General features: G+C 59.9%; 23 protein-coding genes, 2 tRNA genes and 1 pseudogene. 11 read left to right on the top strand and 15 right to left on the bottom strand.

Annotated features, from left to right (window positions below; genetic code table 11):
* Nucleotides 1-94 precede the first annotated feature (94 nt).
* Nucleotides 95-967 (bottom strand): replication initiator protein A, encoded by an 873-nt coding sequence (locus HKD21_RS08190; RefSeq protein WP_228121177.1) that lies wholly within the window; start codon nt 965-967, stop codon nt 95-97.
* A gap of 9 nt (nt 968-976) precedes the next feature.
* Nucleotides 977-1,192 (bottom strand): helix-turn-helix transcriptional regulator, encoded by a 216-nt coding sequence (locus HKD21_RS08195; RefSeq protein ID WP_048843139.1) that lies wholly within the window; start codon nt 1,190-1,192, stop codon nt 977-979.
* A 115-nt stretch (nt 1,193-1,307) separates the two neighbouring features.
* Here HKD21_RS08195 and HKD21_RS08200 point away from each other — a divergent pair, with 115 nt between their 5' ends.
* Complete coding sequence (locus tag HKD21_RS08200; RefSeq protein WP_194255212.1) at nt 1,308-2,159, top strand: MarR family transcriptional regulator; 852 nt, start codon at nt 1,308-1,310, stop codon at nt 2,157-2,159.
* Here HKD21_RS08200 and HKD21_RS08205 read toward each other — a convergent pair.
* Together HKD21_RS08205 and guaA are read right to left on the bottom strand one after the other, a co-directional pair.
* Entirely contained in the window at nt 2,156-3,352 is a 1,197-nt protein-coding gene (locus HKD21_RS08205) for a tyrosine-type recombinase/integrase (protein ID WP_194255213.1), read from the bottom strand. The two genes, HKD21_RS08200 and HKD21_RS08205, sit on opposite strands and share 4 nt — an antisense overlap.
* Nucleotides 3,353-3,658: 306 nt before the next feature.
* Nucleotides 3,659-5,260 carry a glutamine-hydrolyzing GMP synthase gene (gene guaA, locus HKD21_RS08210; RefSeq protein ID WP_194255214.1) on the bottom strand — a complete coding sequence of 534 codons (1,602 nt, stop codon included), beginning with the start codon at nt 5,258-5,260 and terminating at the stop codon, nt 3,659-3,661.
* Nucleotides 5,261-5,356: 96 nt separating this feature from the next.
* On the opposite strand from guaA, the gene HKD21_RS08215 reads away from it, so the two are divergent.
* The 3 genes from HKD21_RS08215 (at nt 5,357) to HKD21_RS08225 (ending at nt 5,983) form a co-directional block, all read left to right on the top strand.
* The gene (locus HKD21_RS08215) at nt 5,357-5,734 is read left to right on the top strand and encodes a hypothetical protein (protein WP_194255215.1); all 378 of its coding nucleotides are present in this window, start codon (nt 5,357-5,359) and stop codon (nt 5,732-5,734) included.
* A gap of 61 nt (nt 5,735-5,795) precedes the next feature.
* Nucleotides 5,796-5,872: transfer RNA gene (locus HKD21_RS08220), tRNA-Arg, on the top strand.
* 34 nt (nt 5,873-5,906) lie between these two features.
* Nucleotides 5,907-5,983 (top strand) — tRNA-Arg (locus HKD21_RS08225).
* Nucleotides 5,984-6,017: 34 nt separating this feature from the next.
* Here the strand turns inward: HKD21_RS08225 and HKD21_RS08230 are convergent.
* The 3 genes from HKD21_RS08230 to HKD21_RS08240 form a co-directional block, all read right to left on the bottom strand.
* Nucleotides 6,018-6,452: a response regulator gene (locus HKD21_RS08230; protein ID WP_194255216.1), complete on the bottom strand. Its 435-nt coding sequence runs from the start codon at nt 6,450-6,452 to the stop codon at nt 6,018-6,020.
* Nucleotides 6,453-6,598: 146 nt separating this feature from the next.
* On the bottom strand, nt 6,599-7,294 hold the full coding sequence (locus HKD21_RS08235) for a trypsin-like serine peptidase (protein ID WP_194255217.1): 696 nt from the start codon (nt 7,292-7,294) through the stop codon (nt 6,599-6,601).
* Nucleotides 7,291-7,680 (bottom strand): cytidine deaminase, encoded by a 390-nt coding sequence (locus tag HKD21_RS08240; protein WP_194255218.1) that lies wholly within the window; start codon nt 7,678-7,680, stop codon nt 7,291-7,293. The genes HKD21_RS08235 and HKD21_RS08240 overlap by 4 nt, the downstream gene beginning before the upstream one ends.
* A gap of 68 nt (nt 7,681-7,748) precedes the next feature.
* On the opposite strand from HKD21_RS08240, the gene lysA reads away from it, so the two are divergent.
* Nucleotides 7,749-9,104 (top strand): diaminopimelate decarboxylase, encoded by a 1,356-nt coding sequence (gene lysA / locus HKD21_RS08245; protein ID WP_194255219.1) that lies wholly within the window; start codon nt 7,749-7,751, stop codon nt 9,102-9,104.
* Nucleotides 9,097-11,772 (top strand): DUF4175 domain-containing protein, encoded by a 2,676-nt coding sequence (locus HKD21_RS08250; protein ID WP_194255220.1) that lies wholly within the window; start codon nt 9,097-9,099, stop codon nt 11,770-11,772. Before lysA ends, HKD21_RS08250 begins: the two co-directional genes overlap by 8 nt.
* A gap of 79 nt (nt 11,773-11,851) precedes the next feature.
* Here the strand turns inward: HKD21_RS08250 and HKD21_RS08255 are convergent, their stop codons facing one another.
* The 6 genes from HKD21_RS08255 to HKD21_RS08280 form a co-directional block, all read right to left on the bottom strand.
* Nucleotides 11,852-12,526: an HAD family acid phosphatase gene (locus HKD21_RS08255; RefSeq protein WP_194255221.1), complete on the bottom strand. Its 675-nt coding sequence runs from the start codon at nt 12,524-12,526 to the stop codon at nt 11,852-11,854.
* Complete coding sequence (locus tag HKD21_RS08260; RefSeq protein ID WP_194255222.1) at nt 12,523-13,689, bottom strand: MFS transporter; 1,167 nt, start codon at nt 13,687-13,689, stop codon at nt 12,523-12,525. The genes HKD21_RS08255 and HKD21_RS08260 overlap by 4 nt, the downstream gene beginning before the upstream one ends.
* 81 nt (nt 13,690-13,770) lie before the next feature.
* Nucleotides 13,771-14,535: a CDP-diacylglycerol diphosphatase gene (locus HKD21_RS08265; RefSeq protein WP_194255223.1), complete on the bottom strand. Its 765-nt coding sequence runs from the start codon at nt 14,533-14,535 to the stop codon at nt 13,771-13,773.
* The gene (locus HKD21_RS08270; RefSeq protein WP_194255224.1) at nt 14,532-16,010 is read right to left on the bottom strand and encodes a Ppx/GppA family phosphatase; all 1,479 of its coding nucleotides are present in this window, start codon (nt 16,008-16,010) and stop codon (nt 14,532-14,534) included. Before HKD21_RS08270 ends, HKD21_RS08265 begins: the two co-directional genes overlap by 4 nt.
* A 5-nt stretch (nt 16,011-16,015) precedes the next feature.
* On the bottom strand, nt 16,016-18,175 hold the full coding sequence (locus HKD21_RS08275; RefSeq protein WP_228121201.1) for an RNA degradosome polyphosphate kinase: 2,160 nt from the start codon (nt 18,173-18,175) through the stop codon (nt 16,016-16,018).
* A 231-nt stretch (nt 18,176-18,406) separates the two neighbouring features.
* Nucleotides 18,407-19,120 (bottom strand): DnaA/Hda family protein, encoded by a 714-nt coding sequence (locus HKD21_RS08280; protein WP_194255226.1) that lies wholly within the window; start codon nt 19,118-19,120, stop codon nt 18,407-18,409.
* A gap of 103 nt (nt 19,121-19,223) precedes the next feature.
* On the opposite strand from HKD21_RS08280, the gene purM reads away from it, so the two are divergent.
* Together purM and purN are read left to right on the top strand one after the other, a co-directional pair.
* Nucleotides 19,224-20,321 carry a phosphoribosylformylglycinamidine cyclo-ligase gene (gene purM, locus HKD21_RS08285; protein ID WP_194255227.1) on the top strand — a complete coding sequence of 366 codons (1,098 nt, stop codon included), beginning with the start codon at nt 19,224-19,226 and terminating at the stop codon, nt 20,319-20,321.
* Nucleotides 20,318-20,962 carry a phosphoribosylglycinamide formyltransferase gene (gene purN, locus HKD21_RS08290; RefSeq protein ID WP_194255228.1) on the top strand — a complete coding sequence of 215 codons (645 nt, stop codon included), beginning with the start codon at nt 20,318-20,320 and terminating at the stop codon, nt 20,960-20,962. The genes purM and purN overlap by 4 nt, the downstream gene beginning before the upstream one ends.
* Before the next feature lie 85 nt (nt 20,963-21,047).
* Here the strand turns inward: purN and ndk are convergent, their stop codons facing one another.
* Complete coding sequence (ndk, locus tag HKD21_RS08295; protein ID WP_062030848.1) at nt 21,048-21,470, bottom strand: nucleoside-diphosphate kinase; 423 nt, start codon at nt 21,468-21,470, stop codon at nt 21,048-21,050.
* 143 nt (nt 21,471-21,613) lie between these two features.
* On the opposite strand from ndk, the gene HKD21_RS08300 reads away from it, so the two are divergent.
* The 3 genes from HKD21_RS08300 to HKD21_RS08310 all read left to right on the top strand — a co-directional run bounded on the left by HKD21_RS08300 (nt 21,614) and on the right by HKD21_RS08310 (nt 25,099).
* A complete protein-coding gene (locus HKD21_RS08300; protein WP_194255229.1) occupies nt 21,614-23,521 on the top strand; it encodes an ABC-F family ATP-binding cassette domain-containing protein in 1,908 nt (635 codons plus the stop codon).
* A gap of 109 nt (nt 23,522-23,630) precedes the next feature.
* Entirely contained in the window at nt 23,631-24,776 is a 1,146-nt protein-coding gene (locus HKD21_RS08305) for an AI-2E family transporter (RefSeq protein ID WP_194255230.1), read from the top strand.
* 59 nt (nt 24,777-24,835) lie between these two features.
* On the top strand, nt 24,836-25,099 hold the full coding sequence (locus HKD21_RS08310; RefSeq protein WP_228121179.1) for a MerR family transcriptional regulator: 264 nt from the start codon (nt 24,836-24,838) through the stop codon (nt 25,097-25,099).
* On the opposite strand, the pseudogene HKD21_RS08315 reads toward HKD21_RS08310, so the two are convergent.
* A pseudogene (locus HKD21_RS08315) lies at nt 25,089-25,185 on the bottom strand (IS5/IS1182 family transposase); the annotation flags it as partial. The gene HKD21_RS08310 and the pseudogene HKD21_RS08315 sit on opposite strands and share 11 nt — an antisense overlap.

A 25,185-nucleotide genomic window follows, 5' to 3' on the forward strand; every position in this document is an offset into this window, starting at 1 on the left:
GGATGTTTCGGGAGGATCAGCTCCTCAATATCGCCCTGCTACTGAGCAAGCGAGTGCGAGTGTTTCTTAGCTACAGATTGCGAACAGCCGCGTTTCAGCGCCCCCCTCTTTTGGCAAAGAAAGTTACGTGGTCATGCTCTATATCAAGCGACATCTGATAATCAGGTAGCAGGTTGATACCCGACAATTCCTTTACCTGCCGTCGAAACTCTCTCAAAGTCGCAGTACTGCCGCTTTTTGCGTACAAGACCGTCACAGACACGCGCCATTTTGGCTGAAGACCACAATGTTTACGAGCAAGCTCATATATGCGCCGCTCAAGCGGCTTGCGGAGTTTGAAATAGTCCCGCGACAGGGTGAGAACCCGCATGGTCGCAACAGAACGGAATAGCCAGTGTGGCAAATCCACCTCGATGGCTATCACACGATCATCTGTTGGCGACTTTTCTACGATCCGCCATGAATCGATCAACCCAAAGCCACGCCGCTCATGCTGTCCGTTCGTCTCAATGTTAGTCTCGATGCCAGTCCCTCTCAGCCTTGCCAGCATACCGACTATACGGCGGTAACCTACACCCCCTGTTGAGCGGTTTGTGCTACGGAGAAAATCATAGGCCGTAAAACGCACTGTTGGTGTTATGGGGCGCCCACGGTTCTTGGCCTCCACCAACTGACTGATGCAATAAATCCATAGATCCTTGTCATGTATGGTCGCACAACCATCCGAACCGGGCTTCACGGTCACCACGAGACCGTTACGCTCATAGGTTCTTACACGCCTATCACCCGCTTTTAATGCAAACAGTGGATGCTCCATGCTAACCGCGTCACCCTTTGGTGCAGCGGCCAGAATGTCTGCAACGAAAAAGCCTTGCCGATGGCGGGGGTCTGCTGGGAAACATTTTGATGCCTTGCCGACGGCATGCTGTTGTTCCCAGCGAATGAGAGACACAGGCGTTGCAAACAAGCTCTGGAATCAGAAGCGCATACCAGGACGCTGCGCCTGAGCCCCCTGTGCCTTGCGCGTCTCAATCCACGCCTCAACTTCACCAAGATCCCACGCCACGTTTCTACTTGTCAGCGCGATACGGCGGGGGAACTCGCCACGCTGCTCCATATTGAAGATGGTTCGTTCAGCAAGAGGAATCATCTCATGAAGCTTTTTGCGCCCGATCAGAACTCTGCTTGTCATTCCCACGTCTGTTATTCCTGTGTCAGCATAGCGTTATGCTTGACACTACCGGCCGATGCCCGCTGATGCCGGGAAAAAGATAGAATATGGTTGACATCGACTGTATGCTGAGATCATGTCTCGACGCCGCAAAACACAGCTTGCTTTCGATCCACATCTTGAGCGCATGGTTGTTCAATCAGATCCAACAGGTCGCATGAAAGCGAAACTAAGCGGATCGTTTTATGCATTTGACGCATACTTCTGCGAACTCTGTGAAAACCAGACAGAATATTCTGTGGTAACGAATTCCCCGGTAGTCGTAAAAAAACTAAAACGAGGAAACGCTAAGCTGGTCCCTCTGACCGACAAGATGATCGAAAGCGCCAGAGCCCGCTCACTTAAAGTAGCAGAGCGCTACCGCCTCGCCTTATCTGGAAAATATGGGCCTTACGAGGTGGGGAAAATGCTTATGCGCTATTGTGATTCTACTGAGCTGAGGGCGGATTATTCTTACGAGGGCTTTCTAGAACACATCGAACCCAAGATGAGGTTGAGCGAACACAGCCGACATGGTGATCTTGCGTGGCCCACGCGGTTATCTGGGAGTGACCCGAATGGACCGAAGCCAAGTAAACTGTATTGCGAGCATCACAACCCACGAAGAAGTACAGAATCTCGAAGGGCTTATCAGAGGGACAGGCGATTTATTTGGGAATATCGCGCCCTAATAGAGCAGATATGGAGCCTTTGTATCAACAACCTCACTCGCGCGCACTGGGATATCGAAGACCAAGTGTATGTCCGACGAGAAGCATACAGGCAGGTTCAAGCCATCCGATCTTCTGCGAGCATGATTCACGACTTAATATCCGAGGGTACGCTGAACCAATCCGAAATAGCTCGAAAGCTGGGTATTTCGCGCCAGGCTGTTTCGGCAGCAGTCAAAAAGCGCGCTCAAAAAAAGGTGCGCAGACAAGAAAGCTAGCACTTGCGAACGGCCCACTCATCGATCATGTTGGCCCAATCCTGCAGCATGGTGCTTCTTTGCTCGCGATATTCGGCCTTATTGTAGACGGCCCTGACGCCCTTCTGCTCATGGGCAAGGCACTTCTCGATCCAATCAGTATTATAACCAGCTTCGTGCAAAAGAGTACTCGCCGTGCGGCGTAGATCATGTGGCCCAAACTTCGCGAGCGATTGCCCCTCCTTCTGAGCAAGCCTATAGGTCAACGTTAGCACCTGATTGAGCGTGGCGCTGCTCATCGGCTGATCGGTGTCGTAGCGGGACGGCAATATATAATTTGAGCCCCCGGAAAACGTCTTCAAGGCAATGAAAATATCGAGCGCCTGTCGCGACAGAAATACTAAATGCGGATTACGCCGCTTCATCCGCTCTTTAGGGATCGTCCAAAGCGCTTGACTAAAACTGACCTCGCTCCACGTTGCGTTGGTCAGCTCGCTCTTTCGAACCATCGTCAGTAAAAGAAGCTTAGCTGCGGCCCGGATCGACGGGGTAGTGCCGATGCGCTCAATGTAATGATACATCAGGCCGATCTCATCAGGCGTCAGAGCACGATCCCTTGGCTCAAATTTTGCTATGCTAGTCGGACGAACCAGTTCAGCCGGATTTTCGACCTTCTGCCCTCGTTCGATAGCCCACCGGTAAACTTGAAACATCACCTCCCGGGCATGCACAGCGGTCGCCGGAGCACCACGCTCGACGATAGCATCGGTCAATGCTCGCAGGTCCTCGTGAGTGATTTCGATGAGCTTCTGGCTGGCGAATTTGGGCTTGAGCTCCCGCTCGTAAACGGATTTGCGCATATCACGGGTGGAGTCTGCCATCTGGTATCCGCGCAGCCACTTCTCGGCCCACGCGCCAAATGTCTCCACCCCCTTGACCCGTGCCTTATCGCGCGCTTTCTCCTTGGCTGGAGACTTACCCGCCGCGATTAGCTTCTTAGCCTCTCCCAGCTGCTCACGCGCTTCGGCGAGGGTGATGCCCCCAACGCCGTATCGCCCAAAGGTCAGCGTCTCTTGCCTGCCGTGGATCGCATAGTTGTATCGAAATGAGATGCTGCCCGCAGGCGTCACCGCGACGTACAACCCATCCCGGTCGTTCACCTTGTAGAGCTTATCGGTGGGCTTCAGGTTGCGCAGTTTAGTATCGGTCAGCATCAGTTCGTGGCGCTCCACTTGGCGATACCATGACCAGAAACCATAAGAATAACAGGATAAAATCCTTTTTATTCAAATATTTATCTGTTTTTGATACCATGAATAGCACTTAACAGCATACATGGTATCAACCGAAATCACGGCATCAGACTCAATCAGTGCCATGCATCATGCCATAAAAAGTTGCTGCTTGGCGATACCGATCAGTGCCAGACAATGCCGGGTCAAAAAACAAAAAAGCCCGCATTTCTGCGGGCTTTAAGGCACTTTCATGCCGGTTGATGCCACCCTATGCCAGACGCGGGATCATTCCCACTCGATCGTGCCGGGCGGCTTGGACGTGATGTCGTAGGTTACGCGGTTGATACCGCGGACTTCGTTGACGATACGACCGGCTACACGATTAAGGAACTCGAAGTCGAAGGGATAGACTTCCGCCGTCATGCCATCCGTGCTGGTCACGGCACGCAGGGCGCAGGCCTGATCGTAAGTGCGACCATCGCCCATCACGCCAACAGTCCGTACCGGCAGCAGAACCGCAAAAGCCTGCCAGATCGCATCGTAAAGTCCGGCACGACGGATTTCTTCAAGATAGATCACGTCCACCTTGCGAAGCAGATCGAGCTTTTCCTTCGTCACATCCCCCGGAATACGGATCGCCAGTCCCGGGCCCGGGAAAGGATGCCGCCCGACGATGCTCTCGGGAATCCCAAGCTCGCGGCCCAGCATCCGGACCTCGTCCTTGAACAGCTCACGCAGCGGCTCGACCAGTTCCATGTTCATGCGGTCCGGCAGACCGCCGACATTGTGATGGGACTTGATGGTCACGGACGGCCCGCCCGAGAAGCTCACGCTCTCGATCACGTCCGGATACAGCGTGCCCTGTGCAAGGAATTGTGCACCCCCCAGCTTCGCGGCCTCTTCCTCGAAAACCTCGATAAACAGACGGCCAATCGTCTTGCGCTTCCTTTCCGGGTCCGTCACGCCAGCCAATTCCTTGAGGAACAGCTCGGAGGCGTCACGATGCACGAGGCGGATATTGAAGCGGCCACGGAATGTCTTAACGACTTCGTCCGTCTCACCCGTCCGCATGATGCCCGGATCAACGAAAATGCAGGTTAGCTGATCGCCAATCGCATCATGGATCAGCTTGGCAGCAACAGAGCTGTCCACGCCGCCTGACAGACCACAGATTACCCGACCCGAACCAACCTGCTTGCGGATACGCGCGATTTCCAGATCGCGGAAACCCGCCATCGTCCAGGTTCCGCTGCAACCTGCGACATTATGCGTGAAGTTGCGGATCAGGGCTGCACCATGCGGCGTGTGCACGACTTCCGGATGGAACTGCACGCCATACAGACGACGCCCCTCATCCGCGATGATCGCGAACGGTGCACCTTCAGAATGAGCAACGGCACGGAAGCCCGGCGGAAGCTGCGTGACACGATCGCCGTGGCTCATCCAGACCTGCTCACGCTTGCCGCGCGCCCAGACACCCCGGAACAGCGAGCAGTCTTCGGCAATATCAATATACGCACGACCGAATTCGCGGTGGTCGTGGTTCTCGACCTTGCCACCCAGCTGCTGGCACATCGCCTGCTGGCCGTAGCAGATCCCCAGCACGGGGCGGTTCAGCGCAAAAACCACGTCCGGAATCGGAGGTGCATTTTCGTCATGGACGCTGGCCGGGCTGCCGGACAGGATAATGCCACGCGGATTGAAAGCGCGGATTTTTTCCTCTGTCGCCGTGTACGGCCAGATCTCGCAGTAAACGCCGCTCTCGCGGACACGGCGCGCAATAAGCTGCGTCACCTGACTGCCGAAATCCAGAATGAGGATACGGTCTTCGTGAAGAGTTTCGTCGAGCTTTTCGACGGTGCTGGCGTCCTGCTGGGTCAATGTCATGGCCTCGCGTTCCGGTTTCATGGTGCCTTTTGAGGCTCTCCTATAAGGTGTTGTGTCGTCTGCGTCATCCATTCTGCAACATCGAACAGGAACAACATGCGCCTGCCAGCACTTTTCGCCATTTCCGCCACGGCCCTGCTTACCGCCTGCGCAGGCACGCCCGATCCCGGCCACGATCCGACCGGAACCTGGATAGGTGCCCTTGTCACGGATCAGGGCACCTGTCCGACCGCGCGCTCTTCGACGCTGCGGATAAGAGGCCGGGAAATCCTGTTCACACCGGCAGACGGGTCGCAGGTTCTTCACGGTACCTACACGCCGGGTAACCAGCATTATCATGCGGAACTCGCCATGACGGATCTGGACCATCATCCCACAGCCATCGTTTTTAATGGCTACCCCGTTGGACAGGCGATCGGCGGCATTTTCGGCTCACCGTCGTGCCGCGCTCATATCACCATGACGCGAAACTGAAATTTTTTCGAAAGCGGGGTTGCCAGGTCAGTTAAGCCTCTGTAAAACCCCGCTTCACAGCGCACCCGTAGCTCAACTGGATAGAGCACCAGACTACGAATCTGGGGGTTAGAGGTTCAAGTCCTTTCGGGTGCACCAGTCTTCTCCTGATGAAGACTTATACAATGTGTCCGCACCCGTAGCTCAACTGGATAGAGCACCAGACTACGAATCTGGGGGTTAGAGGTTCAAGTCCTTTCGGGTGCACCACATTGCCTTCCCTCTACGACAATTTACTGACAGCTCAGTGGCGCACGCGCTCGAGACAGCGATAGACCTCGTCCCATTCATAGGGCTTGGCCAAAAACATTGTGCCGCCCGGCAGATCTCCGAGTTCCTGAATCCGGGTTCCTGACGTCAGAACAAGCCCAATTTCAGGATGCTGTTCGCGAATCCTGTGAGCCAGATCCACCCCATCCATATCGCCAGGCATATTTACGTCGGAAAAAATGGTGCAGATATCAGGGTGCCGCGCGAGAACAGCCAGTGCTTCGTCTGCATCCGCCGCAAGCGACGTCTCGTAACCAGCTTCTTCCAGCATGTCCGCAGCAAGGAATCGCAGAAGCGCCTGATCTTCAACGACCAGAACATGCTTCCTGTCGACTTTTTTACTTTCCCCCTGCGTGTTTCCCTGCGGAACGACGCTGGATGATGCTCCCTTCATGGACATGACATACATGGCAATCACTTTCCGGGATTAAAAAACTTCCAACACCCATAATGGTGTCGTCCTCTCAACAACGCGGCAACACGGTTCATGTTTGCATGAGTGAATTTTTTCTGACGTGCGCTCACGTCATGCAACCCGCAAAATTTTCACAGACATCAGTGAGGCAATGGCGCGGCGAACCCACCCCGCCCCGGCGTCGCCAGGACATCAATGCCCACAATTCCCCACTGCCCGTCAGGCTGGCGCGCCAGAAGGGGGCCGCCGCTGTCTCCGCGTGTTGCCGAACAGTCGTGATGGATTAACCCATTCACTGCCAACCCATTGATATGACAGGCAATATCTCCATACGGCATCTCCTGCCGATCCTGCGGATATCCAACCAGCATTGCGGCCGCGCCCGTATGCGCCTCGCTATAAGGAACAAGCTCTTCAGACCCGATCACCTTCCGGTCCAGCAGCAGCGTTGCACGATCCTGGGACGCCGTGCCGCCCTCGTTCTGGGGGTCATACCCGGGCGCAATAACAAAGTGTGTCACCTGCGCATGAAGCCGGTAATGTCCGAGCATATATCCCATCAGGACGTGAACATCCTCAGGCTGGATATAACGCCGCGTTGCAGGCAGCCACAGACAATGTGCCGCCGTAACCATCACGGTCGGTGCTACGGCGAATCCCGTACAGCGGCCACCCAGTGAAGTCTGAACGCGCCCCAAAATTCTCCAGGGCGCCGTATTCACATCCACCACACTGCGATGGCTGTCCAGTCCGAGTCCCGGCAGCGCGACGTCCGGAGCCGCCAGCGCACCTGCGCCGCACAGCCAGAATACCAGCAGTGCAGCGGCGCCTTTCATCCCAGATGATCCGGGCCAAACGCATCAGGCAGTAGTTCGGCGAGCGTGCGGGTCAGAAGAATGTCCCCTTTGGGCGAAATCATATGCACCTGCAGGTCCGGCAGGCCGAACTCCCGCAGTTTCTGCCGACACCCGCCACACGGCGTACACGGCGCATCGCCGCCCACGACCACGATTTCCTCAATCCGCCGCCCGCCCGCGCGGACCATGGAAGCGATCGCACCAGCCTCAGCACATGTGCCCAGCGGATAGGCGGCATTTTCGACATTGCAGCCGGAATGGACAACACCCTCACACCACAGAGCCGCGCCCACCTGAAAGCGCGAATAGGGTGCATAGGCATGCGAACGGGCCTCAAGGGCCTCCCGGATCAGTTCCTGTATCATGTGGGTGATACTATCCCCTGCGGGTTCAGCTTGGAACATGCTTCCAAGAGCGATACGGTATCCCTACCATGAGTGCACCACTTCCTTCCGATCCCGCCACCGACCCGTCCTTCCACGACATGCTGGCCACCCGCCCTTCCCTGACGATGGACGCAAGGGACGGCCTCCTGTTCGAAGGCGTGCCCCTGCACGTCATCGCGGCGGCCGTCGGCACGCCTTGTTGGATTACGGGAGCAGAAACGCTGCGACAGCGGGCAAAAGCCTTGCGCGCCGCGTTCGAGGCGCGAAACCTGTCGGTCGGCATGCATTTCGCCATGAAATCGCACGACCATCAGGCGACTCTGACCATCCTGCGACAGTGCGGTTACGGCGTGGATATCGTCAGCGGTGGCGAAATGCAGCGGGCACTTCATGCGGGAATCCAGCCTTCGAGGATCGTTTTCTCTGGCGTTGGAAAATCCGATGCGGAACTGCGGGCCGCAGTTGAACACGACATCGCACAGGTCAATGTCGAGAGCGTCGAGGAACTGTATCGCCTCGACGACATCGCTCGCGCCTGTGGCCGCGTCGCGCGTGCAGCTCTGCGCGTCAATCCGGACGTGGATGCCGACACCCATGACAAGATTTCCACGGGTCGCGCCGGAGACAAGTTCGGCATCGAACACCGCCGTGCCGTGACTCTGTATGGTGAAGCCGCCAGCCTGAAGAACGTCCGCCTTGTCGGCCTTGCGGTCCATCTTGGCAGCCAGATGCTGACCGCTGGCCCTTTCCGCGAAGGCTATACCCGACTGGCCGACATGATCCGCGAAATCCGCGCCGCCGGTCACACCGTTGAAGCTGTAGACTGCGGCGGGGGCCTCGGCATCCGCTATCGCGACGAAATCGCTCCTTCGTCTGACATGCTCGCAGGCGTTATTGCCGAGACGCTGGGGAATCTTGGCGTCCGCCTCAGCATCGAACCCGGCCGCTGGCTTTCCGCACCAACCGGCATCCTTCTGACCCGCGTGATCGAAACGAAAGCTGGCAATCCAGATTTCGTCGTGCTCAACGCCGCCATGAACGATCTCGCCCGTCCTTCCCTGTACGAATCCTGGCACGGTATCATGCCGGTCGCACCCGCAAGCCTGAACAGCCCAACGAAACTCTGGGATATCGTCGGTCCGGTCTGTGAAAGCAGCGACATCTTCGCCCGCGACCGTGCCCTTCCTGCGGACACGAAACGCGGAGACCTGATCGCTCTGCTCGACACCGGCGCTTATGGGGCAGTCATGAGTTCCACCTATAATTCCCGCCCATTCGCCGCGCAGGTTCTGATCGACAATGGGAAATGGGACATCATCCGCCAGCGTCAGAGCGTTGCGGAACTGATCGCAGCTGAAACCGTCCCTGAATGGCTGACAGCAGTCGGGAATGACCATGGCTGAGCCAAACCCGGCCCTCCATCTCAAAACCCTGCGCCGCAAGGCCCAGCGCGTCCTGTGGTGGGAACGGGCCTGGGAGCCCCTGCGCTGGCCGCTCCTTCTGGTGGCATTCTATGGTCTGGCCAGCCTCGCGCGTATCCCGCAGTCTTTGCCCGACTGGTTGCACGCGCTGCTCGAAATCGGTGTGCTCGGCGCGGCCCTATGGTTGACCGTCAACGGCGTACGGCGTGTCGCCCCGGTCAGCATCCCGGCAGCAGACCGCAGGATCGAGCACGATTCCCGCCTCGCCCGCCAACCGCTCCTCAGCCTGACGGACCGCCCGGCTTTTGCCGGAAACGGCGAACAGTCCGCCATCTGGGCGCGCCATGTCGAACGCGTCACCGCCTCGCTCGGAACGCTCCGCGTCGGGCTGCCCCATCCCGAAACCAGCCTGCAGGACCGCATCGGGCTTGTTGCCGTCCCTCTGGCCCTGATCGGTGCCGCGCTGCTGGCGAGCACACACACACCGTCGCGTCTGTACGCCGGACTGGTCCCCGGCGTGGACGATGACAGCGTTCCGCTTCCGACCCTTCAGGCCTGGATCGACCGCCCCTCTTACGCGCCCGGCGCACCCATTTTCCTGTCCTCAACGGGCCGCACCTCGCTTGATGTGCCGCAGGGTTCGATCCTGAACGCCACCATCACCGGTGCTCACGGAAAACCCACTTTGTCCGGCATCGCTTCGCCCGAACAGAGCCGTCTGGATGCCGGAAGCTGGAACAGCCACGGCACGCTCCAGCAATCCGGAACCATCCGCATCGTCGTTCGTGGCCGCACTCTCGGCGCATGGCATGTGACCGTCGAGCCCGACTTACCCCCGACCGTCACATGGGACGGCAAACCCGGTCCGCAGAAAGACGACTGGCGTACGGGCCTGCCCTGGCACATCCATCAAACCTACGGCGTAGAGTCGCTGGAAGCAGAAATCCATCTGCCCGGCCTCTCCCGCGGTCGCGTGCTGCGCGTTCCGATTCCTCTCGACGGACATCCGAAAGATGCGAAAGGGGTCGCCACACCCGACCTCTCCTCCGATCCTTTTGCGGGAATGGATGTCGAAGGCCGCTTGCATGCCAAAAGCGTCTCGGGACACGAAAGCCGCAGCGATCTGGTCAAATTCCAGATCGGCGCCCGCAAATTCACCGACCCGCTGGCCCGCGCCCTCGTGGCTTTGCGCCGCCGCCTCATGCTTGGACAGGAACGCGCTTCCAAGGCTTCAGACGAACTTGCGCTCCTGACGCAGACAACTGACGAACGCGCGATCCTTGCCGCGCTGGGTCTGGAAATTGCGTCCCTGCGCAAAGACGCCCCTGCAGGTGCCGCAGATCGTGTCCCCGGCGACCTCTGGGCGCTCGCACTCTATCTGGACGATCTGCGCCGTGACGGCCCCGAAATCGCCGATGCCGCAGCTGAAGTCCGCTCAGCCCAGCAGGACGTGCAGCAGCAGCTCGACCATATGCGCGAGCTTGGGGAAAAGGGTCATACCCTCCCTGAGCAGGAAGAACTCCAGCGCCGCACACAGGCTCTCAAGGATGCCCTGAACCGTCGGATGCAGCTCCTGTTCTCGCGTGCGGCCCAGAGTGGCATCATGATGCCGCAATCCGGCACCAGCTCGGCCGATCCGTTCTCAGACGAAATGCGCCGCCTCCAGTCCGAGGCCAATCAGGGGCATGGCGACGAAGCCCTGCGGCGTCTCCAGCAGATGGAAGACATGGCCGAGCGCATGCGTCAGGCGCGCCCCGAGGACCTCAAGGCGCTCGCCGCCCAGATGAAGGCGCAGGCCGAAGCACAGGCGCAGCGCGCGGCCCTGCATGATCTTGTCCACCGCGAGACCACGCTGCTCGACCATACGCAGTCCCGCCTTTCCGCTGCCCGCAAGGCCGCAGCCCTGCCGGATGACGGCAATCCCCCCGATGTCAGCCAGATGTCCACGGCGGACCTGCTCCGCCAGCTTGGGATGCAGCCGCCTGCCGGAATGGATCGGCCTGCCGACAAACCGCCTGCCCCGGTCGATCCGGCGACGGTCGCCGCCCAGTCTGACGGGCGTCGTGCGGATCACGCCCTGCAACGCGCCCTTCAGCGCGTGAACGATATCCTGAGCCATCGCGTCAAGGATCTGACCGGCAAGCCCGCCACAGCCTTTGACAAGGCAAAAACGGACATGCAGAGCGCCCGCGAAGCCCTTGCAGACCGTAAAGACGCGGACGCCCAGACAGCCGAACAGAAAGTTTTGGCCGACCTGTCCGAAGCCGGAAAGCAGATGCGCCAGAACCAGAAATCCGGCGGTTCCGGCAAAGGTGGACAGGGTGGAGGCAGCCTGAGCTTTATTCCCTCTGGTGGTGCAGGCGGTTCCGGCAACCCCCAGCATGGCGCAAAGGGCCAGCAGGGCGATGACGGTGACCAGCCGCAGGCTGGCGACGAAGATGGCGACGATGAGGACCAGAAGGATCAGGATCCGCTGGGTCGCAAACTCGGCGAAGGCGACAAAGGCAAGGATTCGGACGCCCACATCCCCGACAAAAGCGCCCGGGACCGCGCCCGCGACATCGAACGCGAACTCCGCCGCCGCGCGTCGGACCGTACGCGCCCGCAAAGCGAACTGGACTATCTGGAACGGCTTCTCAAATCGTTCTGAGACAAAAAAAGCCCGGTGCCATTACGGCACCGGGCTTTTTTTGTGACAAACGCGACCTCGTTTCCAAAATTATATAACGTTACGGAATGCGATAGAACGGATTCGGCAGCAGGAAAGTCTTTTTCGCAAAACCTCCACTCAGATCGGACGGCTGATCCCCGAGGCTTGCAATGATCGTATAACCCTTGCGCTCAATCCGCTCTCGCGTCGGCGCCTTGTACAAAGCAGCATATCCGTGGGAGGTCATCGGGCGCAGATACAACCCGTCCCAGTGCTGAATTCCCGCCAGATGCAGGTTCCGCTCGGTCTGGTCCCGCTCGTCCTCATGCCGCCCTGTCACGAAAAACACAGCGACATGATGGGCCTGTGCATCCTCAATCAATGCCAGCGTGGACGCGAAAGCCGGTGCACGACCACTCTTTTCCCACGCGATCGCACCACAAGGCCCTTTGGGCAGGGCGTCGCACGGACCAGCCGGAATATAGCCGAAATCATCGGCGCGGATTTCGTCCCAGTTGGACAGCGTCGTCTCATCGATATCCAGAACGATCGCGGGATGGCGCGTCTTGGGCGCCGTCTCGTCGATCCACTGATGCGCCTGAGTAACCACGGCGTCGAAGTCGCGCTGATAATCGCCGCTGTCGTGATAGGCACTGGCAGCCATAATGGCATCGCCAACATTCGCAGGCTGCGCGGCCAGTGCTGAAAGAGGCGCAATAAACAGGCTGGTGGCGAGCAGGAGGGAACGGATCATGGAGGAGCCACCTTTCGTGACAGAAGAACAAGCCCGACCCCGACCAGCGCCAGAGCCGTACCGATGACGGACACACCGCCATAGCCCAACCCCATGGACAGCGCGATCCCTCCCAGAGCCGCACCGATCGCATTGCCAAGGTTGAACGCCCCGATATTCATGGACGACGCCAGCGCAGGCGCATCATGCGCGGCCTGCATCACCCGCATCTGAAGCGCAGGCATGAGCGCAAAGGTCGCCGCACCCCACAGCAACGCCGCAAAAAGCGCCCCCGGTACGCTCTGCGCCATCCACGGAAAAATCAGCATGATCACGCCAAGAATGGGGAAAAAGACCAGCAGGCTTCCGTCCAGAGAGCGATCTGCGCTCCGGCCGCCAATGGCGTTCCCGATCGAGAACCCCACTCCGGTTAGCATCAGTGCCAGAGTGATAATGGTCGGGCTGGCATGGGTGATGTGTTCGAGGATCGGCGCGATATAGGTGTAGAGCACGAACATCGCCCCCGCGCCGATCGCGGTCGTCAGCAGCGCCAGAAGCACGTTGCCCTTCACGAGAACCCGCAATTCACGCCCGACTTCCGGTGCCGGACCAACCTCCCGCGCAGGTAAAGCAAACTGTACGGCCAACATGGTCACGAGCCCCAGTATCGCCGTGACGCCGAATGCACTGTGCCAGCCGAAATTCAGCCCGAGCCACGTCATGGCCGGAACGCCGATAATATTGGCGATCGTCAGCCCCATAAACATGGACGCCACCGCACTCGCCCGACGCGCTGGCGCAACGGACAGCGAAGCCTCCACGGCCCCTAGACCGAAAAACGCCCCATGCGCCAGACTGGTTAGGACACGTGAGGCAAACAGCAGATCATAGCTGGCGGAAACCGCAGACAGCAGATTTCCTGCCACATACAGCCCCATTAGCAGGATCAGGGCCAGTTTGCGCCGAAAACGCGCCATCAGCAGCGTAATGACGGGCGCGCCCAGCATCACGCCAACCGCATAAGCCGTCACCAGCCCACCCGCCTTGGGCACACTGACCTGAAGACCATGCGCAATGACGGGCAGAAGGCCCATCGGCGTAAATTCTGTGGTGCCGATGGCAAAGGCGCCAACAGCGAGCGAGAGCAGAGGCCAGTTCGGGGACGATTTCGCTGCCAGGTTCAAGACCGGTCTCCGGGAATGTCAATTGTTCGAGATTGATCGAACCTTGCCACACCCAGAATCCCCGGACAACCCAAAGCTGTCTTACATCATGCCGTTGGGATGCTGCCCCATATCCATGCCATCCATGATCATGGTCTTGTGGTGCGGATCATCGAGATGACATTCATGGTCCTGAAGCTCTTCGCCCGATCCGTGATCGAGCACATGCGCCATGTCATCGAGCAGGATGAACCCGCCATGCTTTGCCGGGGTGATGACGAGCGTATGGATGGACATGTCATCAGCGGCAATCACCCGGAACGGCGACGGCTCCAGAGATGCCACAATCCGCGCCCGATAAGGATGCCCGTATAGCGAGACCAGAGACCAGTCTTCGGTAATCATGTTCTTGTCGAGTTCGGCACGCGCATAGGACGTCAGACAATCCAGATGGATATGCAACTGGTCCTGCGTGCGCCCCGGACGTGAATTGATGGCCATCGACAGATGCGAATCAGGGATTTCAAACCCGTAGGACTGCGCCACATGCGCACGCTCGCCCCAAGCCTCCGCGAAATAATTCGGCGTCTCAGGCTTCAATAGGACGGGATCTTCAACGCCCGGAACCTTCTGCGTCGGGATCACCAGATACTGCCCGCGACCGGTCTGGTCCTTGAGAAGGGCATAGCCGTCTTTTTCGTCATAAACCGTGCAGGGCTTATGATACGCATCCACAGCGCAGCGCCCGTGAACGACTTTCCACAGCGCGCCCCGGTCGTGGGATTTTCCGCAGCCGGACAGTCCGAAAACCGCTACCGCCGCAACAAGACCTAACCTGGCTGCCGTCCCGTAATCCCGCAAAGTCATTCTTCCCTAACCTGACATTCAAGCTGCATCGCAGCCGCGAGCCTCTCGAAGCGACGACGGACTGCACTGCCCGCTGCCCGCACGCTGCGCGCGCCCAGAACCAGCACGAGCGTTCCGTCTTCCACGAGAAGCCTGCACTCATCCAGAAGGACTTTCGTCCCCGCGCAGAGTGTATAGGCCAGCCTGAGCGCGAGGCCCAGACGCACCGCACGCTCGATCTCAGAACGCGACAGAAGCTGCCGGGAAGGTTCGATGAGGGGAGAATCCATCGACACTTCATAACGCACGGCAAGCGTCAGCCCGATAAAAGCCCGCGCACTGTGATCGAAACCGACACCATGACCATACATTACCCGTCGATAGGTTTGTTCGACCCGATATTCGGGATGATCATAGGAGCCAATATCGGAAAACATGCACGCCAGTTCACGCAGGCGTTTCTGGGTCCGTGTCTCGTCCCGGAACAGCGGCGCTGTCCAACTCACCAGCGGTTCTGCAAGAGAGGCGCTGCGGGCAAGACGATTGGCCATTTCCGTTGCCAGATCCGTCATCGGATCAAGATCCGCGACAGAGGACGCCACATGGCGCATGTACCAGCCTTCGCGCAGTCCATCGACACTGAACACGACCTTGGACGGACGGACACGCTCCATCAGACAACGCAGCACCACTGCCGCAAATGGCACATCCGCCAGACGTTTGCGTGGGGCCCCCGGCATTTTTTCAAGGGTCCGGCGCGGGGAACTGATCACCCAGTCCGCCATTTCCCGTGCTTCCCCTTCGGAAAGAGTGAACAGATGCACCAGGTTTAATGGATACTGTGTCCGCGCGATCTGAAGCCGCGCCAGCGCACGAAACGCCCCGCCCACAAGATAAAGCGGTCGCCCGGTCATCCCCGGCAGCCAGTTCACCTCCGCCAGAAGCTCGTTCGCAATTTCCGCTGCCCGCTCAATGCTGCCCTTGGCGCGGTCATGCAGTCGGATCACGCCAAGCTTGGTCGTCACGGCCTCAAAATACTGGCTATCCGCAACATGGATCAGTTCCAGCGAACCGCCGCCGATATCCGCAACCAGTCCATTCGCTTCCGGCAGCCCGCACAGAACGCCACGGGCCGCGTAATCGGCTTCTTCCGTTCCTTCCAGAACGCGGATCGGCACACCCGGCATCCGCGCCCGAATGGCATCCACGAAATCCGGTCCATTGGTCGCATCGCGAACAGCCGCTGTGGCGAGAACCTCGAAAGGCTCGGCTCCCATGGCACGGGCGACGGTATGGAACCGCCCCAGCACGTCCATCGCCAGCGTAACGCCTTCGTCATTGAGGCGCCCGGTCACATCCAGTCCGCGCCCCAGTTTGAGCGTGGCTTTCTCGTTGAAAATCGGAAGGGGATTGCGCGTCACCCCTTCAAAAACAACCAGCCGGACCGAGTTGGACCCAAGATCGACAATGGCGGAACGCTGTGCAGATGAGGACATGAAAATCAGTCTTCCAAAATCCTGTCGGGCCGCTCACGGGGGCGATGTGCCTCCGGAAGGACCTTCTCCCGCGCAGCCGAGCCTCGGCCGGACAGGGACGGATTGTTCATGAAGTATTCGTGGGCGGAGAACGGATGTGCGCCCGGCGAAACCCGATGCCAGTAGCCGTCCCTCGTGAGCGTCCAGCTCTGAAGGTTGTCCTTGATGTTCATCGTCATGATCTGGCCAAGAATCTGCGCATGGACCGTCGGGTTCGTGATGGGCACCATGGCTTCTACCCTCCAGTCCATGTTCCGCACCATCCAGTCTGCCGAAGAAATGAAAACTTTTGCCTTAGCGGACGGCATCCGATGCCCGTTTCCGAACGCGAAAACCCGAGAATGTTCCAGAAAACGCCCGACAATCGACTTGATTTCAATATTATCCGAAAGCCCTGGCACACCGGGCCGCAGACAGCAGATTCCGCGAATAATCCCAATAATTTTCACTCCGGCCTGCGAGGCTTCGTAGAGCTTGTCGATCAGTTCGGCATCCACGAGGCTGTTCATTTTCAACCAGATCCGCCCCGGCCGCCCCTCCTGCACATGGTCGATTTCGTCCTGAATGAGCTGTTCCAGCGTGGAGCGGATGGTGATGGGCGAGAAGGCCAGCGCATCCATTTTCGCGGGGATGGCATAGCCCGTCATATAGTTGAACAGGCGCGCCGAATCTGAAGCCAGCTTCGGGTCACAGGTGAAGAACGACAGATCCGTATAAATCCGCGCCGTGATCGGATGGTAATTGCCCGTTCCGAAATGCGCATAGGACCGGAGCGAGCCGTTCTCGCGACGGACCACAAGACTCAGCTTGGCATGGGTCTTGAGATGCGCGAAGCCGAACACGACCTGCACGCCCGCCGCTTCAAGCGCACGAGACAGGCGGATGTTGGCTTCCTCGTCAAACCGGGCCCGCAGTTCGACCATCGCCGTGACCGACTTCCCGGCCTCTGCTGCTTCAATCAGCGCATGAACGATCGGGCTGTCGCGGGATGTGCGATACAGCGTCTGCTTGATCGCCAGCACATTCGGGTCCAGCGCGGCCTGACGCAGGAACTGCACCACCACATCAAAGCTCTCGAACGGATGATGGACCAGCATGTCCTTCGCCCGGATCGCCGCGAAACAGTCGCCGTCATAATCCAGAACCCGCTCGGGAAAGCGCGGCGTATAGACCGGAAACACCAGATCCGGGCGGTCATCCACGATCAGTTGCTTGAGATCGGTCACGCCGACGAAGCACGGGAGAACGACCACGTCCTCCTCACCCACGCCCAGCTCTTCGCCCATCTCACGACCCAGCGTGTCCGGCAGCTTGCGGTCCAGCGCGAGGTGAATGCATACGCCACGCCGACGCTGCTTCAGCGCCGTTTCATAAGACCGAACCAGATCTTCGGCCTCGTCCTCGAACTCCACATCCGTATCGCGGATCACGCGCAATACACCCGCAGCCCCGATCACCAGCCCCGGAAACAGCCGTCCGGCAAATAGCGTGATGAGATCTTCGAGTAACACGAAGCGAATCTGGTCAGGTGTTTCCTGCCCTTCCTTCAACCGCGCCGGGAGCCGCAGGAAACGCGGAACCTGCGCGGGAAGCAGGATCAGACCATCCATGACATGGGTTGAGGACGTGGCATCCTTCAGACGCATATGCAGCGCCAGGCCCATATTCGGAATAAAAGGGAGCGGATGGGACGGATCGACCGCCATCGGTGTCAGCACCGGGAAGACCCGCTCGTCGAACAGCGTGGAAAGCTGCGCCAGATCCGTCTCGTCCAACGAGTCGGTCGGCAGGATAACGATCCCCGCGTCCTTCAGCTCCCCTTCGAGCACATGCCAGACACGCTGCTGCTCGGCCAGAAGATGCCGCGCCTTCTGCCGCACCTGCGCAAGCTGCTGGATGGGTGTCAGCCCATCCGGGCTGCGCACGACCATGCCTTCGCGCACCTGTCCCACAAGCCCTGCCACACGGACAGAATAGAACTCGTCCAGATTACTGGAGCTGATCGACAGGAACCGCACCCGCTCCAACAGAGGGTTATGGGCGTTCTCGGCCTCGTCAATGACACGTTCGTTGAAATCCAGCCATGAAAGCTCGCGGTTCAGAAAGCGCTCCGGCGACGTCGACATGCGCGCGTAATCTTCCGCACGAACAGCGGGGGTCTGCCGACGACGGCTGCGGTTCTGGGCGGGTGTCACTGCACTGCGGGGCTTGCGGGGGGAGCGGCGGCGCGGCGCGGGCCGGGAATCTTCAGTCGTCACAATGGGGCCTTCCGGAACACACGGATATACAATTCACATCAAAGGTCATGCCTCGGGATTGGCATGTCAAACAGAGTTTTTGTGTCACGTCCGTGACACCTACTCCTCCGGCGTCAGCAGATCCGGCAGCATTTCAAGCGCCAGAGCCCGCGTGATGGGCTGCTTACGCACCAGTGCCGCCTCGTCCAGCCGCTCTACCGCCGAAACCAGCGCATTGCCCGTCCGCGGCAGATGCCGCCACAGCCAGTCCGTCACTGATTGCGACACAACAAGCTGCCGGTCCGCCAGCAGCGACAGAAGCAGCGTCGCCCGCAGATCGTCCTCGGGCTCACCCGTCGCAGTCGTGGCTGTCGCCCGCAGACGGCTCGCCAGATCGGGCAACATGAAATGACTGCGCGACGGCGGCAGGCGCCCCGCCATCAGAACGCGATCGCCCTGAGAGAACGCATCGTTCAGCAGATGCAGCATGGTCGCCTCATCGCCCGGCGAATCGGCATTGTCGATCGCAAGATTTCCCTGAACCCGGATCCGCCCTCCCGCAGAGGACGTGGAGAACAGCCGTGCATCCAGCACCGTAGCGTCATGTTCGTGCGCCCATGCCGTCAGGAGATGCGTCTTCCCCGTTCCTGAAGGCCCCCAGAGCCATAAACGCCCATCCGGCCACTGACTGCGCGCCAGCCATGCCCGCGCCGCCACATTCGACGGACCATTAATGAAACGGTCGGACGTCATCGCCGTTACCCGACGCAGCGGAAACGCCATCTGGGTAGCTGCGGGCCTTCCGGAACCCCCGTCCACATCCCGTTTCGTCATCGCAGCCCCCTTTTTCATGCCGTAGCACCGTCAAACAGGCGTTCCGCCAGCGCGCAGGATGCTCTAGAACGGCGTCACGTCAACCAGCGGGAACCTTTCGACCATGACCGATCAGCCTGATATCGCCCCCGGATCGAGCCAGGGCACGAACCACAGCACGACCGGCGGCGCAAGCTACGCACAGGCTGGCGTGGACATTGCCGCAGGCGATGCACTGGTCGACGCGATCAAGCCCGCAGCCAAAGCCACGAACCGTCCCGGCACGATGGGCGGCCTCGGCGGCTTCGGCGCGCTTTTCGATCTGAAGGCCGCAGGCTTTACAGATCCCGTCCTCGTCAGCTGCACCGATGGCGTCGGCACAAAGCTGATGGTCGCCATCGAGGCCGGCAAGCACGATGATGTCGGGATCGACCTCGTCGCCATGTGCGTCAACGATCTCGTTGTGCAGGGTGCCACCCCGCTCTTCTTCCTGGACTATCTCGCCACCGGGAAACTCTCCGTCGAGGCCGCTGCAACGGTCGTGAAGGGCATCGCCAAGGGCTGCGCCGAATCCGGCTGCGCCCTCGTCGGTGGCGAAACGGCTGAAATGCCCGGCATGTACGCCCCCGGCCATTACGATCTCGCGGGCTTCAGTGTTGGCGCGGCCGAGCGCAACAGTCTGCTCCCCGCCAACATCGCCGAAGGCGACACGCTGATCGGCCTGCCCTCCTCCGGCGTTCATTCCAACGGCTTCTCTCTGGTCCGCGAAGTCGTGCGTCGCTCCGGCCTCGGCTGGAACGATCCCGCTCCTTTCGCCGAAGGTCACACGCTGGCCGAAGCCCTGCTGACGCCCACGAAACTCTATGTCCGCACGGTTCTGGACCTGCACGCCAAGGGCCTGCTGAACGGCTGCGCCCACATCACTGGTGGCGGCCTGCCGGGCAACCTGCCGCGCGTCCTGCCCGAAGGCCTCGGCGTCCGCATTGACGGTGCCGCATGGGTCGTCCCGTCCGTCTTCCGCTGGCTGGCCAAAACCGGCAACGTAGCCGCTGACGAAATGCTCCGCGTCTTTAACTGCGGCATCGGCATGGTGCTCGTCACGTCCGAACCTGAAAAGGTCATGGCGGAACTGGATGCACGCGGCGAAACCGGCTTCTTCATGGGTCAGATCGTCCGCTCCGACGACGCCTACACCCTGACCGCACCGGTCTCCTTCGCATGAAGAAGCCGCCCGTCAGAAACAGAACCAAGCCCCCCGTCAAAAACGCGCTTAAAAAGACCGAGAAAGTCCCCGTCGCGATCCTCATCAGCGGTCGCGGCAGCAATATGCGTGCCCTGATTGAGGCCTGCGCCCGACCGGACTATCCCGCCGAAATCGTGCTGGTCCTCAGCAATCGCCCTGACGCACCTGGCCTTCAAGTCGCCGAAGAAGCGGGCCTTAAAACCCTTGTCATCGACCACAAGCCTTTCGGTACGGACCGCGAAGCCCACGAACGCGAAATCGATGCAGCCCTTCAGGCGTCCGGCGCCATGCTGGTCGTCCTCGCGGGATATATGCGGGTCCTGACACCGTGGCTGGTCAATGCGTGGGAAGACAGGATGCTCAACATCCACCCGAGCCTCCTGCCCGCTTTCCCCGGCCTGCACACCCACGAAGCCGCCCTCAAGGCTGGCGCGAAAGAACATGGCTGCACCGTCCACCTCGTGACTTCCGGCGTGGACGAAGGCCCCATCCTCGGACAGGCCAGCGTTCCCGTTCTCGAAACCGATACGCCAGAAACCCTTGCCGCCCGCGTGCTGGAACAGGAACACCTGCTCTACCCGGACGTGCTCGAAATGATCTGCGACGTTTTTGCGAAGTAAGAGACGTCCAGCGTCTCCGAACAAAAAAGGCGCGGACCGAAGTCCGCGCCTTTATTTATTGAGAACAAACTCTCTGTCGTAAAAATTACGGCAGAATTTCCGTCTCGGCGAAGAAGAAGGAGATTTCGTTCTTCGCGTTCTCAAGGCTGTCAGAGCCGTGCACGGAGTTGGCTTCGATGCTCTCGGCGAACAGCTTGCGAACGGTGCCTTCAGCAGCGTCGGCCGGGTTCGTCGCACCCATGACTTCGCGGTTCTTGGCGACGGCGCCTTCACCCTGCAGAACCTGCACGACAACCGGCTCGGCAATCATGGAGGACACGAGGCTGCCGTAGAACGGACGCTCCTTGTGAACTGCGTAGAAAGCGCCAGCCTGCTTCTCGGTCAGGTGGATGCGCTTCTGGGCAACGATACGCAGGCCAGCGTCTTCAAACACGGCATTGATCTTGCCGGTCAGGTTACGCTTGGTGGCGTCGGGCTTGATGATGGAAAGCGTGCGCTCGAGAGCCATCTTTCTTCTCCTGTTAGGACCGGTCCTCGCTGGACCAGCGGGTCAATACCGCCGTTCCACTAGAGCAAATTCATCGTTCCTGATAGGTCTGTCGCAGTATTTTAACCGACCTGTTTCTTTTCTCCCGACTGATCGAGGCGCCCGTGAGCCTGCTCACCATTACCGACCTGACCCTCCGCATCGCGGGCCGTTCCCTGCTGGACAATGCGTCCCTCAGTGTGGACCCGGGACGCAAGATCGGCCTGATCGGCAGGAACGGCGCCGGAAAATCCACCCTTCTGGCCGCGATTGCCGGTGATTTCGTCCCCGATGGTGGCACCATCACCCTCGCCGCCCGCGCCACAATGGGCCGCGTCAAACAGGAAACACCCTCAGGCAGCACGTCCATTCTCGATACGGTTCTCGAAGGCGACCTCGAGCGTACACGGCTACTCACGGAAGCCGAGACCGCGACCGACCCTGCCCGTATCGCAGACGTGCACGACCGCCTCATCGCCATCGACGCCTACACGGCTCCTGCCCGTGCCGGTGCCATCCTGTCGGGCCTCGGCTTCGATCAGGATGCCCAGAATCGTGCCGTCTCGGACTTCTCTGGTGGCTGGCGGATGCGCGTCTCCCTCGCCACGGCCCTGTTCCTGAACCCCGATCTGCTGCTGCTCGACGAACCGACGAACCATCTCGATATTGAAGCCACGCTCTGGCTGGAATCCTGGCTCGCGAAGTTCTCTGGTGCGGCCATTATCGTCAGCCATGATCGCTCCCTGCTCGACAACACCGTTGATGCCATCGCCCATCTCGATCACCAGAAAATCAGCGTCACCCCCGGCGGCTACGATAATTTCGTCCGTATCCGCACGGAACAGGCCCTCCAGCAGAACCGGGCCGCAGAACGTATTTCCGCCCAGCGCGCGCATATGCAGTCCTTTGTAGACCGTTTCCGCGCCAAGGCCACCAAAGCCAAACAGGCGCAGGCCCGCCTGAAAGCCCTCGAACGCCTTCCCCAGATCGAGAGCGTCGTGGAAGACACCCCCACCCGCTTCTCTTTCCCCGAGCCGCAGCCTTTACCGCCGCCAATGCTGAGCCTGAACAATGTCAGCCTTGGCTATGACGGGCGCGTCGTGCTCAAGGGACTGAACCAGCGTCTGGATATGGAAGACCGGATCGCCCTTCTCGGCCAGAACGGCCGTGGCAAATCCACTTTCGCCAAGCTGCTCGCGGGTCGGCTGGAACCGATGTCGGGCACCTACAGCCATTCGCCCAAGCTGAAAATCGGCTATTTCGCCCAGCATCAGAGCGATGAACTCGTCCTGACCGACACGCCCATCGACCATATGAGCCGTGCCATGCCGGACGCGCTCCCCGCTGCGGTCCGCGCGCAACTCGCCCGGTTCGGCCTCGACGAAAATCGCGCCGAAACCAAAGTCGGTGAACTCTCTGGCGGTGAAAAGGCACGTCTGCTCCTCGCCCTGTCCACCCGCGAAGCTCCACACCTGCTGATCCTCGACGAACCGACCAACCATCTGGATCTCGATGCCCGAGACGCTTTGATCCGCGCTCTGTCAGCGTTCGAAGGAGCGGTCGTCCTCATCAGCCATGACAGCCACCTCGTGGAATCCGTCGCCGACCGTTTCTGGCTGGTCGAGGACGGCACGATCTCACCATTTGATGGTGACATGGCCGAATACCGTGCCTGGCTTCTCGAACGTGCCCGCAAGGCGCGTGCCGAGATAGCGGAACGCAGCAAAGCCGCCACGGCGTCAGCAGATGGCAGCACAGCGTCTGCCCAGAAACGCATCGACCGCAAGGAGCAGACCCGCGCCCTCGCACCGCTGCGTCGGAAAATCCGCGATGCCGAAGCCAAAATGACCCAGCTTTCCGGCGAAAAGAAAAAGATCGAGGCCCGGCTGGCCGATCCTGCCCTGTATCAGTCCGGCGATGCTGCGGAACTGACCTCCCTGAACGTGCATCTTGCCGCACTCAACGCCAACCTTGAAACTATTGAGGAAAGCTGGCTCGAAGCGCAGGCCGAACTGGAAGATGCGACGGCCTGAGCCTTTCGGGGGCCTTCACGCAACACTGTCTTCTACGGGGGGTTATTGACCCTCCCTGCCACTCCCCATAAGCCAGTCGTCAACGACTGATCCCAGGACTGACTTCCCCATGCGCATCTCTTTTTCCGATCCAGCAGAACGCAGCGAAACGGAACCCCGCGCGCGGGAGCTGTCCAGAATTGCCGGGCTGATGCGGATTACGCTGGCCCTGACCCTGATGCTGCTCGCCATCTGGCTGATCGGCGATGTTCTGGCCGTGATCTTTGCGTCCGCTCTCGTGGCAATCGTCCTGCATGGACTTGCCCGCATGCTCCGGCGTCACGTTCCCGTCATTCCCTATCAGGGTGCGGTCGCCCTCGTGACCGTCGTGATCCTCGTCGCCATGATCGGCCTTGGCTGGAGTAGCGGCCCCTCCATCAGCGACCAGTTCATCCGTCTCAAACAGGCGCTGATCACCCAGTCGGGTGAACTCCGCGCCCATCTTTCCGGCTCCACGATTGGCCAGATGGTTCTCGATCATCTGCCCTCGTCACTCGGGGGCAATGCTGCCGGCACAGGAGGTCTCGGTTCGCTGGGATCAGGGCTGGCGGGCTCAGTCACGGGCCTTCTCAGCAGTGTTTTCGGCATCATCGGAACACTTCTGGTCATTCTGATCGCCGGTCTGTATTTCGCCCTTAGCCCCGCCGTCTATATCGACGGAATGCTGCGCCTCGTCCCTACGCAACACCGTCCCGCCGCGCGTGAACTGATGCTGACCGCCGGTGCCACCCTCTGGGCGTGGACTGCCGGACAGGCGCTGGACATGCTCGTAGTCGGCATCCTCTCAGGCATCGGCCTGTCGTTGATTGGCGTCCCGCTCGCACTGGCGCTCGGGGTCGTGGCGGGTCTGTGTAATTTCATACCCTATATCGGCGCCATTCTCGGTGCCGTGCCCGCCGTTCTGCTTGGTCTGTCCCTCGGCACACATGAGGGCCTGTTCGTCGCCATCCTCTACTGCGTGATCCAGTTCTTCGAGGGCAACGTCCTCGCCCCACTGATCCAGCGCCGCGCCGTCCACATGCCACCCGCGATGGCCATCCTCTCGCAGACGGTCTTTGGCTCCATTCTGGGTGCCCCCGGCCTGATCCTCGCCTCTCCCATCACCGCCGCCCTTCTGGCCATGGGCGACAAGGCCACGGCCCCGCTGGAGGACGAAAATCAGACCCGCCGTGACGTCGGTGAAGTCACGGAAGAAGAAGAAAAACGGCAGAAGTAAATTTCTGCTTGCTCCTGACGTAACGTCATCACCCTTGATGTCGCGTCAGGAGCATGATGATGACCACACGAATCCTGACAATCGGCGAACTCGCGCTCGCACCCGGCGTCCCTCCCCGGGCACTGCGTCATTTCGAAACTGCAGGCCTGCTTCACCCCCGACGCTCAGAAAACGGGCGTCGCGCCTATGAAGCAGTCGATATCGGAACGCTAACGCACATCCTGCTCCTGAAACGGCCCGGCTACACGCTGAGGGATATCGCTTCCCTTTTGCGTGGCCCCCTCGATGCAGAAAGACTCCTAGGCTCAGGACTCATTCTTTGAGGTAGAAGATGACGCTTGCTGCGATGTGGATTGCGGACATGAATGTATGAGCGCAGCGGTCATATCGGGTCGCAACACGTCGCCAG

Origin of the sequence: Gluconobacter cerevisiae (assembly GCF_015244675.1) — a bacterium.
Taxonomy (GTDB): Bacteria; Pseudomonadota; Alphaproteobacteria; order Acetobacterales; family Acetobacteraceae; genus Gluconobacter; species Gluconobacter cerevisiae.

What these genes read in the sequence shown, in the direction of transcription:
- HKD21_RS08195 (WP_048843139.1), bottom strand. Translation starts at nt 1,192, where the DNA reads ATGACAAGCAGAGTTCTGATCGGGCGCAAAAAGCTTCATGAGATGATT.
- HKD21_RS08200 (WP_194255212.1), top strand. Translation starts at nt 1,308, where the DNA reads ATGTCTCGACGCCGCAAAACACAGCTTGCTTTCGATCCACATCTTGAG.
- HKD21_RS08205 (WP_194255213.1), bottom strand. Translation starts at nt 3,352, where the DNA reads ATGCTGACCGATACTAAACTGCGCAACCTGAAGCCCACCGATAAGCTC.
- guaA (WP_194255214.1), bottom strand. Translation starts at nt 5,260, where the DNA reads ATGACATTGACCCAGCAGGACGCCAGCACCGTCGAAAAGCTCGACGAA.
- HKD21_RS08215 (WP_194255215.1), top strand. Translation starts at nt 5,357, where the DNA reads ATGCGCCTGCCAGCACTTTTCGCCATTTCCGCCACGGCCCTGCTTACC.
- HKD21_RS08230 (WP_194255216.1), bottom strand. Translation starts at nt 6,452, where the DNA reads ATGTATGTCATGTCCATGAAGGGAGCATCATCCAGCGTCGTTCCGCAG.
- HKD21_RS08235 (WP_194255217.1), bottom strand. Translation starts at nt 7,294, where the DNA reads ATGAAAGGCGCCGCTGCACTGCTGGTATTCTGGCTGTGCGGCGCAGGT.
- HKD21_RS08240 (WP_194255218.1), bottom strand. Translation starts at nt 7,680, where the DNA reads ATGATACAGGAACTGATCCGGGAGGCCCTTGAGGCCCGTTCGCATGCC.
- lysA (WP_194255219.1), top strand. Translation starts at nt 7,749, where the DNA reads ATGAGTGCACCACTTCCTTCCGATCCCGCCACCGACCCGTCCTTCCAC.
- HKD21_RS08250 (WP_194255220.1), top strand. Translation starts at nt 9,097, where the DNA reads ATGGCTGAGCCAAACCCGGCCCTCCATCTCAAAACCCTGCGCCGCAAG.
- HKD21_RS08255 (WP_194255221.1), bottom strand. Translation starts at nt 12,526, where the DNA reads ATGATCCGTTCCCTCCTGCTCGCCACCAGCCTGTTTATTGCGCCTCTT.
- HKD21_RS08265 (WP_194255223.1), bottom strand. Translation starts at nt 14,535, where the DNA reads ATGACTTTGCGGGATTACGGGACGGCAGCCAGGTTAGGTCTTGTTGCG.
- HKD21_RS08270 (WP_194255224.1), bottom strand. Translation starts at nt 16,010, where the DNA reads ATGTCCTCATCTGCACAGCGTTCCGCCATTGTCGATCTTGGGTCCAAC.
- HKD21_RS08275 (WP_228121201.1), bottom strand. Translation starts at nt 18,175, where the DNA reads ATGTCGACGTCGCCGGAGCGCTTTCTGAACCGCGAGCTTTCATGGCTG.
- HKD21_RS08280 (WP_194255226.1), bottom strand. Translation starts at nt 19,120, where the DNA reads ATGACGAAACGGGATGTGGACGGGGGTTCCGGAAGGCCCGCAGCTACC.
- purM (WP_194255227.1), top strand. Translation starts at nt 19,224, where the DNA reads ATGACCGATCAGCCTGATATCGCCCCCGGATCGAGCCAGGGCACGAAC.
- purN (WP_194255228.1), top strand. Translation starts at nt 20,318, where the DNA reads ATGAAGAAGCCGCCCGTCAGAAACAGAACCAAGCCCCCCGTCAAAAAC.
- ndk (WP_062030848.1), bottom strand. Translation starts at nt 21,470, where the DNA reads ATGGCTCTCGAGCGCACGCTTTCCATCATCAAGCCCGACGCCACCAAG.
- HKD21_RS08305 (WP_194255230.1), top strand. Translation starts at nt 23,631, where the DNA reads ATGCGCATCTCTTTTTCCGATCCAGCAGAACGCAGCGAAACGGAACCC.
- HKD21_RS08310 (WP_228121179.1), top strand. Translation starts at nt 24,836, where the DNA reads ATGACCACACGAATCCTGACAATCGGCGAACTCGCGCTCGCACCCGGC.